Source organism: Giesbergeria sp. (assembly GCF_028686475.1).
Lineage (GTDB): Bacteria > Pseudomonadota > Gammaproteobacteria > Burkholderiales > Burkholderiaceae_C > Simplicispira.
Genome location: NZ_JAQUCA010000008.1, coordinates 59,192 through 77,794 on the forward strand (window position 1 = coordinate 59,192; position 18,603 = coordinate 77,794).

The following is an 18,603-nucleotide window of genomic DNA, read 5'->3' on the forward strand; positions in this document are numbered from 1 at the left end:
GAGTTTTTTCACATGGCTAACGTAAATTTGAGTTCTCTTGACAGCGCCGCGGATACAGCAGCCCCCGGCGATGCGCGGCGCATTGGGCGCATGGGCCTGTGGGCCTTGGGCATCGGTTTTGGCGGTTTCTTGCTTTGGGCCGGTTTGGCCCCCTTGGATGAGGGCGTGCCCGGCCAAGGCATGGTGGCTATCGACACCAAGCGCAAGGCGGTGCAGCATTTGAGCGGCGGCATCGTCAAAGAGGTGCTGGTGCGCGAGGGTACAGTGGTCAAAGAAGGCCAATTGCTGATTCGTTTGGACGAGGCCGTGGCGCGCGCCAACTACGAATCGGTGCGCCAACGCTACTTAGGCCTGCGCGCCATGCAAGGACGTTTGCAAGCCGAACAAGCCAACAAAGCCAGCATCAGCTTCCACCCCGATTTGCAACAAGCCGCCAGCGACCCGATGATTCAGCAACAAATGCTCAACCAAGAGCAGTTGTTCCAAACCCGGCGCAATTTGTTGCGCTCGGATTTGCAATCTATCGAAGAAAGCATCCAAGGCCAACAAGGCATGTTGCAAGGCTACGCCAGTATTTTGGCCAACCGCAAGAGCCAACAAGCCTTGCTCAATGAAGAGCTGGGCCACATTCGCGGCTTGGTCAAAGAAGGCTACGCACCGCGCAACCGCCAATTGGAGTTAGAGCGCATGGTGGCCGAGTCTGGCTCCTCGATTGCCGATTTACAAGGCAACACCATTCGCGCCCAACGCAGCGTTAGCGAGTTGCGCCAGCGAGCTATCTCGCGCCAACAAGATTTTCGCCGTGAGGTCGAAACCCAATTGGCTGACGTGAGCCGCGACGTACTGGCCGAAGAGCAAAAGTTCAAAGCCGTCACCGATGATTTAGGCCGTATCGACATCAAGGCACCGGCTTCGGGCCAAGTGGTCAGTTTGGCCATCCAAACCGTGGGCGGCGTGGTACAGCCCGGCCAAAAGCTGATGGACATCGTGCCAGAGAAAGAGCCTTTATTGTTGGAAGCCCATGTGGCCCCGCACCTGATTGACCGCGTTAAAGCCGGTTTGCCGGTGGATGTGCGTTTTTCCTCGTTTGCCCATTCGCCGCAATTGGTGGTCAATGGCCAAGTGGTGTCTATCTCGGGCGATTTACTCACCGAGCCACAAACCAACATGAGCTACTACTTGGCGCGCGTGCAAGTCACCCCCGAGGGCATGAAAGCCTTGGGCCAGCGCCAACTGCAACCGGGTATGCCGGTCGAAGTGGTGTTCAAAACCGGCGAGCGCTCCATGCTGACCTACCTGCTGCACCCACTCACCAAGCGCATCTCTGCCGCCATGAAAGAGGAATAAGCCATGCTTGACTTGCTGCCCACTCGCCACCCGTCTGACTCCGCCTCTGGGTCACGCTTGCTCCAATTCAAAGCCTTGGCTTTGGCCGCTGCCGCCGTTTTTTCCGGGGGCATGGCTGAGGCGATGGATTTGCGCCAAGCCTACGAAGCCGCGCAAACCAACGATGCCCAAGTGCGCGCCGCGCGCGCCGGTGCCCAAGCCACGCGCGAGCGCCTGCCACAGGCCAAGGCCCAATTGCGGCCCAATATCGCCGTGAACATGGGACGCAACTACAATGATTTGGCCACCACCGGACGCGGGATGCTAGGGCACTCGGTTACTACCGAGACCCATTACTACTCCAGCAACCAGTCGCTGTCGGTGCGCCAGCCGCTTTACCGCCCCTACCAACTGGCCCAAGTGCGCCAAGCAGAGGCCCAAGTGGCTGATGCCGATGCCACGCTAGAGCGCGATGAGCAAAACTTGGTCACGCGCGTGGGCGAAGCCTATTTTGATGCCCTGTTGGCCGAAGACCAATTGACGCTCATCTTGGCGCAAAAAACCACTTACAGCACGCAATTGGATGCAGCGCGCAAAAGCTTCGACGCAGGTACTGGCACACGCACCGACATCGACGAAGCCCAAGCCCGTTTGGACATGACGGTGGCGCAAGAACTAGAAGCACGGCAAAACATGGTGTTTACGCGCCACCGCATCGAGGTGCTTACCGGCCAATCTATGCAGGAGCTGGCGCGGCTGGATGTCGAGCGTTTTCAGGCCGGTGCGCCGGTACCCGCCTCAGTCCAGGCATGGATAGAACAAGCCGAAGCCCACAGCCCCGAGCTGCAAGCCCTGCGCGCCCAAGTAGAAGCCGCCAAGCAAGAAGTGGACAAAGGCCGTGCTGGCCACCTGCCCACCCTCGATGCCGTGGCGCAATGGTCGCGCACCAACAGCGATAACGTCACCAGCGTCAACACCCGCTACGACAACAAAAGCATCGGCCTGCAATTGTCGATTCCACTCTACGCTGGCGGACAAGTCAACTCCACGGTACGCCAAGCCTTGGCCGCCCAAGAGCGCGCCCAAGAAATGCTAGAGGCCACGCGGCGCGATTTGGGCGTGCGCGTACACCGCGAGTTTCGCGGTATGACCGAAGGCGTGTTGCGTATCCAAGCGCTAGAGCAAGCCGTGCGCTCGGCGCAACAGGCGGTGCAATCGAACCGGCGCTCGTTTGAAGCCGGTGTCCGCACCACGCTTGACGTGCTGAACGCCGAACAACAAAAAACCCTGGCCCTGCGCGATTTGGCCCAAGCGCGTTACCTGTATTTGGTCTCGCAATTGCGCTTGCAATCTTTGGCCGGTGCCGATCGCTTAGACACGGTGCAACAGGCCAATCGCTGGTTGCTGCCACCGCCAGTGGCCCAAGCGGCAGCCAATAACAATCCGTAAGGGTTTGCACCTTTTTGGGTTCTAGGGGCCTTGCTGGCCTGTATGCTTAGCCTTTTTCTGACCGGAGAACGACTATGCCCCATACCCTCAGCGCCAGCCAACTCGAAGAACTCAAAGCCCTGCTGCTAAGCCACCGCAGCGAACTGTTGGTACAAATTGCCCAAAAGCGCGAAAATTTGGCCCCTCCCACCGCCGATGAAGGCGGCATAGTGCAGCGCAATGTCGCGCGCGAAGTGGAGCAAGCCCTGACCGACATCGAGGCCGCCGACCTGCAACGCATTGACTATGCCCTCAAAACGATGGAAGACGGCAGCTATGGCCAGTGTGGCGAATGCGGCTGCCAAATTCCGTTCGAGCGCCTCAAAATTGAGCCACAAACCCAACACTGCGTGGCTTGTAAATCACGCTGGGAACAACAACACCACAAGGCCCATTAATCGCCACGGCCCGCCTACGGAGGCCCCCATGTCCAGCAATTTGCTTGCGTTCTTGCGCGCTGCCACTGCGCTGCTGCCTTGGATGTTGGCTATCGGTACCGCCACCCCCAGTGCCGCGCAAACCCCGGCCCCTGGCGGTGTGCGCGTGACCATCACGCCCGCCCAGCCCGAAGCGACTACGACCAACACGACAGCGCCACCGGCGCATTTGGTGGTTTCAGACGATGGGGCCTATGTGCTGGACTTGCGCGCCCGGCTGATTTGGCCGCGCTGCGCCGAGGGGATGCGCTGGACGGGCAGCACCTGCCTTGGCCTGCCGATGCAGTTTGTCTATGCCGATGCCGTCGAGCTGGCGCACGCACGCAGCCAATCGGGTGGCATCCATTGGCGTGTGCCGCGCCTGACCGAGTTGCGCCATCTGGTAGAAAAATACAGCAAACCACCCGGTTTGCATCCAGCGCTGTTTCCGCAAGCCCCTGCTGGTTTGTATTGGACTTCCACACCCACCATTCGCCATAGCCAAGGCAATCAGTACGATTATTCCAACATCTCGCAAAACCGTACCGGCCAAGGCGGCAGCACCTTGTTGCCCCTGCTGGGCTGGGCGGTAGATTTACAAACTGGCGATGCCACGAGCGATTTACCCAAAACCACCCCACTGAATGTACGCCTAGTGGGTTCTCTGGATTAATGCCGATGTCTTTTCGCCCCGAACCTGCTTACACCCACGGCCAAGCGCCACGCACCGCTATTTTGCTGTGCAACTTGGGCACCCCCGATGCCCCCACCGCTTCGGCCTTGCGCCGCTATTTGGGGCAATTTTTGTCCGACCCGCGCGTGGTCGAAATTCCTAAGCCGCTGTGGTGGCTGATTTTGCATGGCATCATCTTACGCACCCGACCAGGCAAATCGGCCGCCAAATATGCCAGTATCTGGACCCCCGAAGGCTCGCCCTTGGCGGTATGGACAGCCAAACAAGCCGCTTTGTTGCGCGATACCTTGGACGATGCTGGCCAGCAGGTGCTGGTGCGCCACGCTATGCGCTACGGCAACCCGTCCATTGCCAGCCAACTCGATACCCTCAAGGCCGAAGGGGCCACGCGCATCCTGATTTTGCCGCTCTATCCGCAGTATTGCAGCGCCACCACGGGCAGCGTGTGCGATGCGGTCTATGCTTGGGCCGCGCGCACGCGCAACATCCCCGAACTGCGCTTTGTCCAGCGCTACCACGACGAAGCCCTCTACATCGACGCTTTGGCCGCCAGCATCAAAAACCACTGGAAACGCCACGGCCCGCCCGATAAACTGGTGATGAGCTTTCATGGCGTGCCCGAGCGCACCCTGCATCTGGGTGACCCCTACCACTGCGAAAGCCACAAAACCGCCCGCCTGTTGGCCGAGCGCATGGGCTTGCAAAAGGACGACTACCAAGTCACCTTCCAATCGCGCTTTGGCAAGGCCAAATGGCTGCAACCCTACACCGAACCCACTTTGGTACAACTGGCCCAAGCGGGCACCGGGCGCGTCGATGTCATCTGCCCCGGTTTTACCAGCGATTGCCTAGAAACGCTGGAAGAAATCAACCAAGAAGCGCGTGAAGCCTTTTTGCACGCTGGCGGCAAAGAGTTCCACTACATCCCCTGCCTGAACGACAGCCCGCAGTGGATTCACGCCCTGAGCCAGATTGCACGCCAGCATCTATCCGGCTGGCCCACCCAAGCCCCTGACCGGGCCGCCTTGGCACAAGCACAGGCCGTGGCTTTGGCCGGTGGTGCGCCACAAGGCCGCTGCCCGATGGCCAACTAACGTCGCCCCCCTCTTTTTTGTATTTTTTCGCATTTTTTGCATTTTTTTGGAGACCAAACGCCGTTATGCCCGCTACGTCCCTTGCGCCCGCGCAACTGCGCCTTTGCCTTGACCCTGCCCGCTTGGGTTTTGCCAGCACCGCAGAGTTACAGGGCTTGCCCGTGCCTTGGATAGGCCAAGAACGGGCGCAAGCCGCTGCCGAGTTTGGTCTGGGCTTGCAGCAACCCGACTACCACCTGTTTGTCTTGGGCGAAGTCGGCAGTGGCCGCACCTCTTTGCTGCGCCAAGCCATGCAGGCCGCCGCCCAAACGCGCCCCGTGCCGCCCGATGTGTGCTACCTACACGACTTTGACACCCCCGAGCGTCCACGCGCCCTGCGCCTGCCCGCCGGTCAAGGCCGGGCCTTGCGCCAAGGCATGGAGCAGTTCACGCGCAGCCTGCAAACTGAACTGCCCAAACGGCTAGAAGGGGCCGATTTTCGCGCCGAGGCCGAACGCATCGAGAAGAACTACCAAACCGAAGAAAGCGCCGCTTTCGCTGCCTTAGATGCCTTGGCGGAAGGCTTGCACTTTCGCCTCACGCGCGACAACGGCCACATGGTTTTTACCCTGCTCGGGGCCAAAGGCCACCCGCTGACAGAAAAAGAAGCCCAAGCCCTGCCACGCGAACGCCGCGCCGAGATTGATGCCGCAGAACAACAATTGCGCCAAGCGATTGCCCAGTTCTTAGAAGCCACCCGGCCACTAGAGCGCACCCGCGACCAAGCCTTAGAGCAATTACGCCGCCACACCGCCCAGCCTTTGCTGGCGCAAAGCTTGCAAACCCTGCGCGACAGCCTACAAACGGCCACCGAACCCGACCAGCTACGGTTGGCACAGTGGTGGCAACAGCTAGAAAAACAGGTGCTAGACCATTTGGCCCTGTTCAGTCCCGCTGGCGATGCAAGCAACGAGAGCGCCGAAGACGAGCGCAAAGACGAGCTAGAGCAACTACTGGCCCGCTGCCATATCAATTTGGTGGTGGACAATGCGGGCCTCAGCTGCGCCCCAGTCATTATCGAAGACAACCCCCAAGCACGCAGCTTGTTGGGCAGCATCGAATACCAAGCGCAAGATGACATGCTGCTGGCCGATTTTTCCTGCATCCATGCCGGTAGCCTGTTGCGTGCCCACGGTGGCTTTTTGCTGCTGCACCTGCGCGACCTGCTCGAAGATGAAGGCTTATGGGAACGCCTGCGCCGCTTTTTGCGTTGCAACCGCCTGCAAATTGAAGAGCCTGCCGCCAGCGCACACGGCCCGCTGGCGACGGTAGCGTTACAACCCGAAGCGCTGCCCATAGAAGTCAAAATCGTGCTGATTGGCTCGGTGGACGAATACTACGCCCTGCAAGAGGCCGACCCCGAAGTAGCGCGGCGCTTTCGGGTGAAGGTAGATTTTGCCGAATCCTTCCGTGCCACTGAACAAACGCGGCACAACACCGCCGTATTTGTCGCACACACGGTGCGTAAACGTGGTTTGCCGCATTTTTCTGCTGCCGCCGTGGCCCGCCTGTTAGAGCAAAGCCACCGCGAGGCCGATGACCAAACGCGCCAAAGCGCCCTGTTCGCGCAAACCGAAGCCTTGGTGATAGAAAGCGCCGCGCAGTGCAGCGCCCGCCAAGCCGATCTGGTCGAGCCGTGTGACATCGAGGCGGCGCTGCAAGCGCGCAAGCTGCGCCACAACTACCCCGAACAGCGCCTGCACGAATCGATTGCCGATGGCGAGCGCCTGCTCAGTGTCAGTGGCAGCCATATCGGCCAAATCAACGCCCTGACGCAAATTGACTTGGGCGACTACCGCTTTGGTTTTCCGGTGCGCATCACCGCGCGGGTGTTTGCAGGTCACGAAGGCTTGCTCAACATCGAGCGCGAAGTGGAAATGTCTGGCCCCATCCACGACAAAGGGGTGCTGATTTTGCACAGCTACCTGATGGCCCTGTTCGGCCACATTGCCCCGCTGGCGCTGAATGCCTCGATTGTGTTCGAGCAAGAATACAGTGGTGTGGAAGGCGATTCGGCCTCTTGCGCCGAACTGTACACCCTGCTCTCCGCCTTGTCCGGCCTGCCCTTGGCCCAAGGGATTGCTGTCACCGGCGCACTGAACCAACATGGCGAAGTGCTGCCCGTTGGGGGCATCAACGAAAAAATTGAAGGCTGGTTTTATACCTGCCAAGCTGCCGGTCTGGATGGGCAACAAGGCGTGTTGATTCCGGCACGCAACCGCCACCACCTGATGTTAGAACCCCAGGTAGTGCAGGCCGTGACCGAAGGGCGCTTTCACATCTACACCGCCAACCATGTGCGCGATGGCATCGCCCTGCTGACTGGCCAAGCCCCCGGCATTGAGGCGGGCGAAACCGCCAGCGCAGCGCCCGGCAGTGTGATAGCTTTGGCCGAACAAACCCTGCGCCGCTTCCGCCGCGCCTGCCAAAGTGCGGCACGGGTACGCCCAACCCGCCAACGCCCCTGATTTTGTTGCAGGTGTTTTGCCCGTGAGGGCCTTGTTTGTTTCTAGGAGGATGCCGCCATGAGCGCTGCCAGCCCTTCCCCCACCATGATGCTGATTGCCCTGCTGGGTGGCATCGGTTTATTTTTGCTGGGCATGACCATGCTCACCGATGGTCTCAAGCTGGCCGCTGGCCGGGCGCTAGAGCGCATTTTGGCTGCTTGGACGCGCACGCCCTTGCATGGCCTGATTACCGGCATTGCTTTAACCGCCTTGGTGCAATCGTCCACCGCCATGACGGTGGCTGCCATTGGCTTTGTCAACGCCGGGCTGCTCACCTTTTCCTCGGCCCTGTGGGTGGTGTTTGGCTCTAATCTAGGCTCGTCTGTCACGGGTTGGTTGGTAGCGGCGATTGGCTTCAAAATGAAGATTGATGCCTTCGCCCTGCCCTTCATTGGCGTGGGCATGGCCCTCAAACTCACTGGAGCGGGCACCAAACGGGCAGGCTTGGGCACAGCGCTGGCCGGTTTTGGTGTCCTGTTCTTGGGCATCGACATGCTCAAAAACGGCTTTGCCGCCCTAGGGCCAGAAGCACTGCCGCAACTGGGCAACGACTGGCAAGGTTTGGGCTTGGCGGTGTTGATTGGCTTAGCCCTGACCATTGTGCTGCAAGCCTCCTCGGCCACCCTGACGCTGGTGCTAACCGCCGTGGCCGGTGGCATGATGTCGATTGAAGTGGGCGCAGCGGTAGTGATTGGGGCCAACGTCGGCACCACCCTGACCGGCATTTTGGCCGCGATTGGAGCCACGGCCAACGCCAAACGGCTGGCCGCCGCGCATGTGCTGTTCAACGTGGTCACGGCGGTGGTGGCGATTGTTTTGCTCTCGCCCTTGCTGTGGCTGATTCAAAATATCAGTGTAGAGCTGGTCGGCAGTGGCGATGTGGTCACGCAATTGGTGGTGTTTCATACCGCGTTTAATGCGCTGGGTGTGCTGCTGATGTGGCCGTTGTCGCGTTGGTTAGCGCGCTTTTTGCTGGCCCGTTTTACCAGTGCAAACGAGGATTTGGCGCGTCCGATTTACCTCGACCGCAACGTGACAGCGGTTCCGGTGTTGGCCTTGCAAGCGCTACGGCGCGAGTTGGCGCGCATGGGCCATTTGTCTGTGCAATTGGCGCGTCATGCAGTGCAACTCAATCCCTGCAAGCTGCCTTTGGCCCCAGCGCCCGCCCATGCCGACCAACAATTGGCGCGCGAGCTAGAAACCGTGGGCCACCTGCAACGCGCTATCGGCCAGTTTGTGGGTGAACTCAGCCGCCAACCAATGGCCTTGGATGTATCGAGCCAACTGCCCGAATTGCTCCGCATTGCCACCCATTTTGATACCCTGGCCCGTGTGATGCACCATGTAGGGCTACAAGGCTGGCACACGCCCCGGCCCGAACCTGCACCCGCAGCAGCCAGCACCTCTTTATTGATTTTGCCCGATGCCTTGCAGCATATTTTGATTCCCGGTGCGGCCGCGCCAGCGCCCCCGGCCGAGCCTGTCCATACACCCGACAGCGACCTCATCGCCTGTGTGGTGCCGGTATTTTGTGCAGCCCAAGCATTTTTTGCCGCCGCCGACCCCGAAGGCGAACAACCCGGCCCCGGCAACACCTGGTTATTGACCGAAGCGCGTGAGCAATTTGAAGACAACTACCAAGCCGCCAAAGCGGCGCTGTTGCACGCGGGCGCAGGCGGTGGGGTGGATGTGGGGGCGGTCTATGACTGGCTGGCGCGCCTGAGTGATTTGCGCCGCGCGGTAGAACAAGGCTATAAAGCGGCGCAACGGCTGGCCCATTTATCGGGCTTATCACCAGTGCCACCCGAAGATGCCAGCATCGACAGCACCGATGAAAAAGCCAGCTAGGCCATCATACGGCGGTCAGTCCTTTCCAGAACATATACAGCGCCAGCAACAGCAAAAGGCTGGCAAAAATGCGCTTGAGCGGTGCCACGGGCAGGCTGTGGGCCGCACGCGCCCCCAACGGGGCGGTCAGGACGCTGCAACTGGCGCAGATGGCCAAACCCGGCAGCCAGACATAGCCCAAAGAATAGGCGGGCAACCCCGCCACCGACCAGCCCCCCAACACATAACCGGCCACATTGAACACCGCGATGGGAAAGCCCAAGGCCGCACTGGTGGCCACGGCATTGTGGATGGGCACATTGCACCATGTCATAAAGGGCACGCTGATAAAGCCGCCCCCGGCACCAACCAAGCCCGCCAAAAAACCGATGCCACTGCCAGCGGCCACTTGTCCCGCCGTGCCGGGCATTTGCCGCGCCGGGGTGGGCTTGCGGTTGCTGAACATTTGCAAAGACGAAAAGCCGACAAACACGCCAAAAAACAAGGCCAAAAACGAGCCTTTGAGCAACGCAAACACCCCCAAGCTGGCCGCTATACCGCCCAAGGCAATGCCGGGGGCCAAGCCTTGCACCAAATCCCAGCGCACGGCACCGCGCCGATGGTGGGCGCGCACGCTAGAAATCGAGGTGAACAAAATCGTGCCCATTGCGGAGGCAATTGCCATCTTGACGGCCAAATCGGGCGAAATGGCGCGCTGGGTTAAAAAATAGGTAAAAAATGGCACCAGCATCATGCCGCCACCCACCCCCAACAAACCGGCAAAAAAGCCACTACACAAGCCCAACAGGGCCAATTCAACAATCAGCAGGGTGTCTAACATAAGCAGGGGAAAAAGCTGGCGCAGCCCGACAAGGTCAGCGCGGTGCTGTGGCAGTCGGTGGCAAAGAGGAGGAAGGTGTCTGCAAGTGCCACCGAACCGGCATCCTGAACCGGGGGTTCAGGGGGGCAAGGGCAGCCAGGCATTGGGTTCATCTGACGCGAGACGATCACGCTTGCCGGGCAATGTACCAAGCCCAGGCTCAATGAGCATTGGTTCAAGGAAATATAAAGCCCAGCAGCACCGCAGACGCGGCCATTGTAGCCGGGTTGGCTTTTAGGTGGCGCTTTTACCCGTTTGCAAGGCACTGTCTAAGCGCTCCAGCAAGGCTTGGCATTTGGCTTGCAACTCGGGGCCGCCGACGGCTTGGGCCAATTGCTTGGCTTGTTCAGCTTGCGCCAAAGCGTTGGCGGTGGTGGCCTCGGCGCGTTCGGCGCGCTCTAGGGCTTCTTTTTGTGCCACCGCCGTTTTAACCATCTCAAAAGCCAAATTGATAGCTGCTTGCACGGCAATTTGTTCGCGCAGGCGCACTTTGCCACCATCGCGGATTTGCGTCATGGCCCGGTCAACCCGTGCGCTGGCCTCGCGCAGGTAGTCTTCGCCCCCTTCTGGGCAACTGAGCAGCAGGCTTTGCTGCATGATTTGCACCTCGATTTTTTTCATGCTCATAGCGCGCCCCCTGCTTGCTCGGCGGGGCTGATGGGCAGGGTTTCCATCAGGGCATCCATGCGCGAGCGGGCGGTTTGCAGGCGCGCTTTGAGGGTTTCATGCTCGTGCGTGAGGCTATGAATTTTTTCCAGTTGCGCTTGGCTGCTCTGTAGCAAAGCATCGCGTTCTTGGGTGAGTGCCGTAATTTGCGTGCTTTGCACTTGGGCTTGTTGCTTGAGGGTCTCGCATTGTTGCGCCAAAGTATCTACTTGCGCCAGCTGCGCGGTGCTGCTTTGTTGCAAAGCGGTGTGGGCGTTTTTCAGGTGGGTATGTTCTTGCTGCAAGGCGGCCAGCTTATCGGCATGGGGCGCGGTGCTGCGTTGCAGCTCTTCGTGTTGGCGCGTTAGGCTGACGAGTTGCTCGGTTTGTGCCGCATGGACTTTCTGCAAGGCATCGCGCTCTTGCTCTAGGTGCAGGGCCTTGGCTTCTTGGCGCAGGCCGTCTTCTTGCAAGCTGGTGTGCGCTTGCACCAGCATGTCATGCTCTTCAAGCAGGCGCACAATTTGCTGCGCTTGCTGTTCGCGAATTTTTTCTAATGCCTGTCTCTCTCGACCCAACTCAGCGAGCTGCTGCGCCTGCTGCTCCTGGGTTTGTTGCGACTGGGCTAGGCGTTGGAGCAGATGCTCCACGCGCACGGTGATGAGGTCGAGGGTTTGCAAGGGGGCCATGTCTGCAATTGTAGGGTTGCCAAAGACCAAAGCACCGTAGAATTGCTACCGTTGGTGCTCGCGGTGTGGTTCACATGCCGCAGTTCAACGGGAAGCAGGGAGGAAATGGCCTATCCAAGCCACTACCAAACCTGCGCTGCCCCCGCAACGGTCAGCGGACGAGTCATTTTTTGTCTCTCTCTTTAGCTATACGCCACTGGATGCCTTGAACAAGCACTGGGAAGGCGCTAAGGGGTGTTCCGCCAGCCCGGATACCGGCCAACACCGTGGTTATGCACAGCCTCTGCGCTGTGGCCTAGCTGTATCACCCAATGCTGGCGGGGAGGCTGGCACGGGTTGCTTTTTTCTTTGTTCTCCATGAAGTCTGTTGTTTTTCCAGCCCACGCTAACGCTTTGCTGGGTTTGCGTCCTGTCGCCACGGCCTGTGGCCTGTGGTTGTTGGCCCTAGCGGCCCAAGCCGAAACTGCCACCCCAGCGCCGTCTTGGCTGGTGGTGCAAAATCTACGCGCGCCATCGTTGGATGAGGTGGTAGTCACCGCTACACGCACGCCCCAGCCCTTGGCCGATTTGGTGGCCGATGTGTCGATTGTGGACCGCGAAACCATCGAGGCCAGCGGTGCCACGGCCTTGCCGGATGTGTTGGCGCGCCTGCCGGGCATCGAAATCTCACGCAATGGCGGGCTGGGCAGCAGTGCCAGCGTGTTTGTGCGCGGTGCTGAATCGCGCTTTACCGCTGTGTATATTGATGGCGTGCGGGTTGATTCCCAATCCACCGGCGGCACCCAATGGGAGCAAATTCCGCTGGCACAAATTGAGCGCATTGAAGTGTTGCGCGGCCCCGCTGCGGCAGTGTATGGCTCGGATGCGATTGCTGGGGTGATTCAACTGTTTACACGCCAAGGCCAAGGGCCAGCACAGCCGATGGTGGGTGTGGGCATCGGCAGCCAAGGCACGCGCCACATCGAAGCCGCTATCAGCGGCAGCACCGGCACCGAGGGCGCTTTCGACTACGCTTTGGGCTTGAGCCGCACCCTCAGCGATGGCTTTGACACCAAAAACAGCGGCAGCCACGACACCGACCGCGATGGCTATCGCAGCACTTCGGGCTATGCACGCTTGGGATTGCGTATCAATGCCCAACACCGGCTAGAGGGTAACTTGCTGGCGCAGCGCATGAACTCGGGTTACGATGATTTCAGTTATAGCCCAGCCCATCCAAGCGATGACCGCAATTTGCACCGCCTACGCACGGCGGGCCTGAGCTGGCAAGCGCAATGGAGCGAGGCTTACCGCACACGCCTGTCCATCACCGAGGCAGTGAGCCGTTACGAAACCACCCCATCGCCCTACCTGACCGAAACCACCCTGCACGGCTACCTGTGGCAGCACGATTACCAAGCGGGCGCACACCGCTTTAGCGCCACTTTGGAGCGCCGCGAAGACCAACTGTACAACCCAGCCTTGGATGCGTGGGGCGTAACGCTCGACGGCGAACGTAGCCAAGACGGTCTGGCACTTGGTTACAGCTACAGCGCCCACGGCCACACGCTGCAAATCAATGCCCGCCACGACGACGATAGCGAATTTGGCGGCCAAAACACCGGCAGCCTCGCCTATGGCTATGCCATCACGCCGCAATGGCGCGCCACGGCCTCGGTGGGTACAGCGTTTCGCGCACCTACGCTCTACCATCGCTTTAGTGAATACGGTGTCGCCACCCTGCAACCCGAAAAAAGCCACAATGCCGAAATCGGTCTGCGCTGGGCCGAGAAAAGCAGCACCTTCTCCATCGTGGCCTACCGCAACCGGGTACGTAACCTGATTAGCTTTGCGGGCGCTGGCAGTTGTGCCTCCGATTTTGGTTGTTATGCCAACACCGCGCGCGCCCAATACGAAGGCATCACGCTGGCAGGCTCTTACCGACTGGCCGGAGTGCAATGGCGGGGTTCGGTGGATTGGCTAAATCCACGCGATTTAGACACCGGCAAGCAATTGGCACGCCGCGCCAAACGCCATGCCACGCTGGGGGCTGAAACGCTGCTGTCTGGCTGGAATGTGGGGGCAGAAATGCAAGCCTCGGGCCAGCGCTTTGACAACGCCGCCAATACCAACCGCTTGGGCGGCTATGCCTTGTGGAACCTGTATGCCAACAAGCGCTTGGCGCGCGACTTTACGCTGCTGGCACGCATCGACAATCTGGCCGATAAAGATTACCAGTTGGCGCGCACCTATGCCACGGCTGGGCGTAGCCTCTATCTGGGCCTGAAGTGGACACCCCAATGAGCAGCGCCCGTTGCCCCACCTTGCTGATTGCGGCCCCGGCTTCGGGGCAGGGCAAAACCACCGTCACGGCGGCCTTGGCGCGCTGGCACAGCCGCCAAGGGCGCAAGGTGCGCGTGTTCAAGTGCGGCCCCGATTTTTTAGACCCGCATTGGCATGAACTGGCCAGCGCCGCGCCGGTGCATTCCTTAGACGGTTGGATGACTGGCCCCGAGGATATGGCCGCCCGGCTGCACGCTGCGGCGCAAGAAGCTGATGTGATTCTGATAGAAGGCGTAATGGGCCTGTTTGATGGCAGCCCCAGTGCGGCTGAATTGGCGCAGCGCTTCAACATTCCGGTGCTGGCGGTAGTGGATGCTGGAGCCATGTCCACCACCTTTGGCGCAGTGGTCTATGGCTTGGTGCATTACCAACCCGGTTTGCGCTGGGCAGGGGTGTTGGCCAACCGGGTTGCCACGGAACACCACGCCCAACTGTTGCAAGCGGGTTTGCGCGACCCGGCCCTGTGGCAAGGAGCGCTACCCAAGGTTATCCCGGTGGGAGACACCTCGTTGCTGCCAGAACGCCATTTGGGTTTGGTCGCCGCGCATGAGTTGGGCGATGCGCTGCAACGGCTGGATGCAGTGGCCGATGCACTGGAGCAGACCCCCTTGGGCCAGCGCAGTTGGCAGCAATGGCAAGACTGGGCGGTGGATTTTGCCGCCCCTGCGGCCAAGCCCGCCGCCGAAGCTATTCACCCTTGGCTACAAGGCCGTACCGTGGCTGTGGCGCGGGATGCGGCCTTTAGCTTTATCTACCCGGCCAATCTGGATTGCTTGCAAGCCATGGGGGCCAAACTGGTGTTTTTCTCGCCACTGGCAGGCGAGGGCTTACCCCCCTGCGAGGCCGTCTGGTTGCCCGGTGGCTACCCAGAATTGCACGCCCCCGCACTGATGGCGAATCAAGCGGTGCAAAACGGTTTACGCGCCCATTGGGCTGCTGGTAAACCCATTTGGGCTGAGTGTGGTGGCATGGTGGCGCTGTGTGAAGGCATCACTGGCCACGATGGCCAGTTTGCCCCCTTGTGGGGTCTGCTGCCGGGCCGGGCAGTGCTGCAAAAGCGGCTGGCTGGCTTGGGTATGCAGCAATTGGCGACCGACACTGGGCTGTTGCGCGGCCACACCTTCCACTACTCGCGGCTGGAAAGCCCGGTGCCTGTGTTGGCGCGCAGCAGCCGCCCCGGCCAAGCGCCCGAGGCGGACAAAGGCGAAGCCCTGTACCAGCACGGCAGCCTGCACGCCAGCTATTTCCATGCTTGGTTTGCCTCTAGCCCGCGCACCATTGCCCGCTGGTTGGGCGCAGAGGTGAGCGCATGAACCTGTCGATGGCGCGCACCGAGCTGATTTTGGGCGGACAAAAAAGCGGCAAATCACGCCGGGCGGAGCTGTTAGCGCGCGATTGGCTGGCGCAATCGCCCGAACACCGTGCCCTGATGCTGGCGACAGCCCAAGCTTGGGACGAAGAAATGCAGCAACGTATCCAACGCCACCAGCAAGACCGGGCGCAGCGTGTGCCCGGCATGGCGACGCTCGAGGAACCGCGCTACTTGGCGCAGGCGCTGCAACAGCACAGCCGACCAAACACCCTGATCGTGGTGGATTGCCTGACCTTGTGGCTGACCCATTGGCTGATGCCTGCCGATGCCGCCACGACCTTGCCAACGGCACAAGACTGGCCCGCACAAGCCAGCGCCTTTTGTGCCGCACTGGCACAAGCCCCTGGCCCGGTGGTGCTGGTGGGCAATGAAATCGGTTTGGGCGTGATTCCGCTCGGGCGCGAGGTACGCGCTTTTGTCGATGCCCTCGGTCAGCTGAACCAACAGGTAGCCCAAACCTGCCAGCGCGTCACGCTGATGGCTGCTGGTTTGCCCTTGACCTTGAAAGACAGTGTGAAAGACGCTCCATGCCACGGCTTGCACGCAGTTTGACCCGGCTAGCTACCGTGTTGCTAGGGGCTGCCGCCAGCTTCGTGGCGCAGGCCCAACCTATCCAACTGACGGATGACCGGGGCCAAGCCGTGCGCTTGCCACGGCCCCCACAACGCATCGTCAGTTTGTTGCCCTCGCTCACCGAAACCGTGTGTGCTTTAGAGCAATGCCAACGCTTGGTGGGCGTGGACCGCTATTCCAACTGGCCCGCCAGCGTAGAGAAGCTGCCCAAGGTGGGCGGTGGTTTGGATCCGAACATTGAAGCGATTGTGGCTTTGCGCCCCGATGTGGTGCTGATGGCCACCTCCTCGCGCGGCGCGGCCCGGCTTGAATCTTTGGGCATACCGGTGCTGGCACTGGAACCTAAAAGCCATGCCGATGTACAGCGCGTGTTGGGCAAAATCGGCCAAGTGCTGGCGGTGCCCGATGCCCAACGCGTTTGGCGTTTGATCGATGCGGGCGTGCAAGCGGCGGCACAGTCGGTGCCTGCCAACGCCCGCCAAGCACGGGTTTATTTTGAAGTGAACCGAGGGCCGTATGGGGCGGGCAGTTCCTCGTTTATTGGTGAAACCTTGACCCGTTTGGGCGCACGCAATATCTTGCCTGCTACGCTGGGGCCGTTCCCTAAGCTCAACCCCGAGTTTGTCGTGCGTGCCAACCCCGATCTGATCATGGTGGGCGCACGCAGCGTGGAGGGCCTGAGCGAGCGCCCCGGTTGGCAATCTATGCCCGCCCTACGCCAACAAAGTCTCTGCATCTTTACGCCAACAGAGTTTGACATACTGATTCGCCCCGGCCCGCGCATGGCCGAAGGGGCACGTTTGATGGCGCGCTGCCTGACCGAAAAGGCTGCTGTCCGATGAGTAGCCCTTGCGCGCGCGCACGTTGGCTGGCGCTGGTGCTGCTGTGTTCTAGTCTATTGTTGCTGCCGCTGGGCACAGCAGTGGGCAGTGCGGGCTTAGAAAACCTGTGGCCCACCCTTTGGGGGGGCGAGGCAGAGGAGTCTAGCCGCGCTATGGCGTGGCAAATTGTCTGGGAGATTCGCCTGCCGCGCACCTTGGGCGCTTGGTGTGCCGGGGCTTTGCTCGGCTTGGCGGGGGCGGTGGCACAGGGCTTGTTTCGCAACCCGCTGGCCGATCCCTACCTGCTTGGCAGTGCTTCCGGGGCTTCGCTGGGGGTAGCGTTGGCGCTGGCCTTGATGGGTTCAGGCATTGGCTTGGCTGGCGCGGGCAGCGGTATGGGCAGCGCGGGCGTGTCGGTGTTTTCTGGGCATTGGTTAGTGCGCTTGGGCCTGACTGGGGCTGCGTTTGCTGGCGCGGTGCTGGCGGTACTGCTCACCTTGCTGTTGGCACGCGGGGTACAGCACACGCTGCGGCTGTTGCTGGCCGGTGTGATTGTGGGCGTGGTGCTGGGGGCTTTTACCTCGCTGATTTTGTTGCTCTCACCCGACTCTATGCAGGCCATGCAGGCTTTTATGTTGGGCTCGACCGGCTTTGTCGGCTGGACAGCCTGTTGGCTCATGGCCGGTGTGTGGGGGCTGTGCTTGTTGGCGGCTTGGGCCTTGTCGCGCGTGTTAGATGGCTTGGCCTTGGGCGAGGCCACGGCGCACAGTTTGGGCTTGCCCTTGGCCCCCTTGCGCGCCGCCTTGGTCGGTGTGCTGGCGCTGGCTACCGGCACAGCGGTAGCCCAAACCGGGTTGATTGCCTTTGTCGGTTTGGCGGCTCCGCATTTGGTGCGCGCCGTGGCCCCGGTGCCGCACCGCCGCTTGATGCTGTTGGCCAGCGTGATGGGTGCGGTGTTGTTGGCCGGGGCTGATTTGCTGGCGCGTGGCCTGTTGGCCCCGCAAGAACTGCCTGTGGGGGTGCTCACGGCGGTGTTGGGCGGCGGTTATTTGCTTTGGCTGATGCACCGGCGCACCGGGGGGCTGGCATGAATCCCTTGCCCCCATCCCTTGCCCTGCAAGCCGAAGGCATCCGTGTACAGATAGGGCAGCGCACCATCTTGCACGATGTCCATTTATCCATCCCGGCCGGGCGTTGGACCAGCATGGTTGGGCCGAATGGTGCGGGTAAATCGACCCTGTTGCGCGCTTTGGCGGGCTTGCAGCACTGCACTGGCCAAGTGCAGTTGCAGGGCCGCAGTTTGCACGATTGGCCCCGGCGCGAACGCGCCCGCACCTTGTCTTGGTTAGGCCAAAACGAAGCCACCGCCGATGACTTGAGCGTGTATGACGTAGCCATGCTGGGCCGTTTGCCACACCAAGCTTGGCTGGCTGTCCCCAGTGCTGCTGACCACGCCGCCGTAGAGCAAGCCCTGCGTGCCACCCAAGCTTGGGATTGGCGACGGCGCAGCTTGGGCCAACTCTCGGGTGGCGAGCGCCAGCGGGTTTTGCTGGCGCGCGCCTTGGCCGTGCAAGCCCCGGTGCTGTTGATGGATGAGCCACTGGCCAATTTAGACCCACCGCACCAAGCCGATTGGCTGCTGTTGGTACGCGCCTTGGTGGCGCAAGGCCATACCGTGGTCAGTGTGCTGCATGAAGTGTCTTTGGCTTTGCAAGCCGACGACATCGCGATTTTGGCCGAGGGCCGCCTACAACACCACGGCTGCGCCAGCGACAGCACTACCCACCGCGCCCTAGAACAGGTGTTTGACCAACGTATCCACATCCAGCAAGCCGCTGGCATGTGGGTGGCCTTGCCTTGCCTCACGCCACACCCAGCAGCTTTTCATCCATCCCATTGAATTTTTGACC

General features: G+C 60.9%; 16 protein-coding genes and 1 riboswitch. Of the genes, 13 read left to right on the forward strand and 3 right to left on the reverse strand.

The genetic code is table 11. The features are described from left to right. The first annotated feature begins 12 nt into the window (after positions 1-12). The 7 genes from PHX60_RS07620 (at position 13) to PHX60_RS07650 (ending at position 9,412) form a co-directional block, all read left to right on the forward strand. Positions 13-1,347: an HlyD family type I secretion periplasmic adaptor subunit gene (locus PHX60_RS07620; protein ID WP_300076408.1), complete on the forward strand. Its 1,335-nt coding sequence runs from the start codon at positions 13-15 to the stop codon at positions 1,345-1,347. A gap of 3 nt (positions 1,348-1,350) precedes the next feature. Next, positions 1,351-2,775, forward strand: coding sequence for a TolC family outer membrane protein (locus PHX60_RS07625; RefSeq protein ID WP_300076409.1), 1,425 nt, complete (start codon positions 1,351-1,353; stop codon positions 2,773-2,775). 74 nt (positions 2,776-2,849) lie between these two features. After that, positions 2,850-3,212 carry a TraR/DksA family transcriptional regulator gene (locus tag PHX60_RS07630; protein ID WP_300076410.1) on the forward strand — a complete coding sequence of 121 codons (363 nt, stop codon included), beginning with the start codon at positions 2,850-2,852 and terminating at the stop codon, positions 3,210-3,212. A 28-nt stretch (positions 3,213-3,240) separates the two neighbouring features. Then, entirely contained in the window at positions 3,241-3,903 is a 663-nt protein-coding gene (locus tag PHX60_RS07635) for a DUF1566 domain-containing protein (RefSeq protein WP_300076411.1), read from the forward strand. Continuing rightward, entirely contained in the window at positions 3,903-5,018 is a 1,116-nt protein-coding gene (gene hemH, locus PHX60_RS07640; RefSeq protein WP_300076413.1) for a ferrochelatase, read from the forward strand. The genes PHX60_RS07635 and hemH overlap by 1 nt, the downstream gene beginning before the upstream one ends. Positions 5,019-5,083: 65 nt before the next feature. Next, on the forward strand, positions 5,084-7,525 hold the full coding sequence (locus PHX60_RS07645) for an ATP-binding protein (RefSeq protein ID WP_300076415.1): 2,442 nt from the start codon (positions 5,084-5,086) through the stop codon (positions 7,523-7,525). 57 nt (positions 7,526-7,582) lie between these two features. Further along, the gene (locus tag PHX60_RS07650) at positions 7,583-9,412 is read left to right on the forward strand and encodes a Na/Pi symporter (protein WP_300076417.1); all 1,830 of its coding nucleotides are present in this window, start codon (positions 7,583-7,585) and stop codon (positions 9,410-9,412) included. Between the two features lie 4 nt (positions 9,413-9,416). On the opposite strand, the gene PHX60_RS07655 is transcribed toward PHX60_RS07650, so the two are convergent. The 3 genes from PHX60_RS07655 to PHX60_RS07665 all read right to left on the reverse strand — a co-directional run bounded on the left by PHX60_RS07655 (position 9,417) and on the right by PHX60_RS07665 (position 11,605). Further along, positions 9,417-10,232, reverse strand: a complete 816-nt coding sequence (locus PHX60_RS07655; RefSeq protein ID WP_300076419.1) for a sulfite exporter TauE/SafE family protein — start codon at positions 10,230-10,232, stop codon at positions 9,417-9,419. Positions 10,233-10,505: 273 nt separating this feature from the next. Continuing rightward, complete coding sequence (gene zapA / locus PHX60_RS07660) at positions 10,506-10,892, reverse strand: cell division protein ZapA (RefSeq protein ID WP_300076535.1); 387 nt, start codon at positions 10,890-10,892, stop codon at positions 10,506-10,508. Between the two features lie 2 nt (positions 10,893-10,894). Then, a complete protein-coding gene (locus PHX60_RS07665; RefSeq protein WP_300076421.1) occupies positions 10,895-11,605 on the reverse strand; it encodes a hypothetical protein in 711 nt (236 codons plus the stop codon). Positions 11,606-11,640: 35 nt separating this feature from the next. Further along, a riboswitch (cobalamin riboswitch) is annotated at positions 11,641-11,883 on the forward strand. Positions 11,884-11,962: 79 nt separating this feature from the next. On the opposite strand from PHX60_RS07665, the gene PHX60_RS07670 reads away from it, so the two are divergent. Genes PHX60_RS07670 through PHX60_RS07695 form a run of 6 tightly spaced genes read left to right on the forward strand, consistent with a single transcriptional unit; the run spans position 11,963 to position 18,593 of the window. Further along, positions 11,963-13,888, forward strand: a complete 1,926-nt coding sequence (locus PHX60_RS07670; protein WP_300076423.1) for a TonB-dependent receptor — start codon at positions 11,963-11,965, stop codon at positions 13,886-13,888. Then, positions 13,885-15,240: a cobyrinate a,c-diamide synthase gene (locus PHX60_RS07675; RefSeq protein WP_300076425.1), complete on the forward strand. Its 1,356-nt coding sequence runs from the start codon at positions 13,885-13,887 to the stop codon at positions 15,238-15,240. The genes PHX60_RS07670 and PHX60_RS07675 overlap by 4 nt, the downstream gene beginning before the upstream one ends. After that, positions 15,237-15,851, forward strand: coding sequence for a bifunctional adenosylcobinamide kinase/adenosylcobinamide-phosphate guanylyltransferase (gene cobU, locus PHX60_RS07680; protein WP_300076427.1), 615 nt, complete (start codon positions 15,237-15,239; stop codon positions 15,849-15,851). Before PHX60_RS07675 ends, cobU begins: the two co-directional genes overlap by 4 nt. Next, positions 15,827-16,714, forward strand: coding sequence for a helical backbone metal receptor (locus PHX60_RS07685; RefSeq protein WP_300076429.1), 888 nt, complete (start codon positions 15,827-15,829; stop codon positions 16,712-16,714). The genes cobU and PHX60_RS07685 overlap by 25 nt, the downstream gene beginning before the upstream one ends. Next, positions 16,711-17,784, forward strand: a complete 1,074-nt coding sequence (locus PHX60_RS07690; protein WP_300076431.1) for an iron ABC transporter permease — start codon at positions 16,711-16,713, stop codon at positions 17,782-17,784. Before PHX60_RS07685 ends, PHX60_RS07690 begins: the two co-directional genes overlap by 4 nt. Continuing rightward, positions 17,781-18,593 carry an ABC transporter ATP-binding protein gene (locus tag PHX60_RS07695; protein WP_300076433.1) on the forward strand — a complete coding sequence of 271 codons (813 nt, stop codon included), beginning with the start codon at positions 17,781-17,783 and terminating at the stop codon, positions 18,591-18,593. Before PHX60_RS07690 ends, PHX60_RS07695 begins: the two co-directional genes overlap by 4 nt. Positions 18,594-18,603 lie beyond the last annotated feature (10 nt).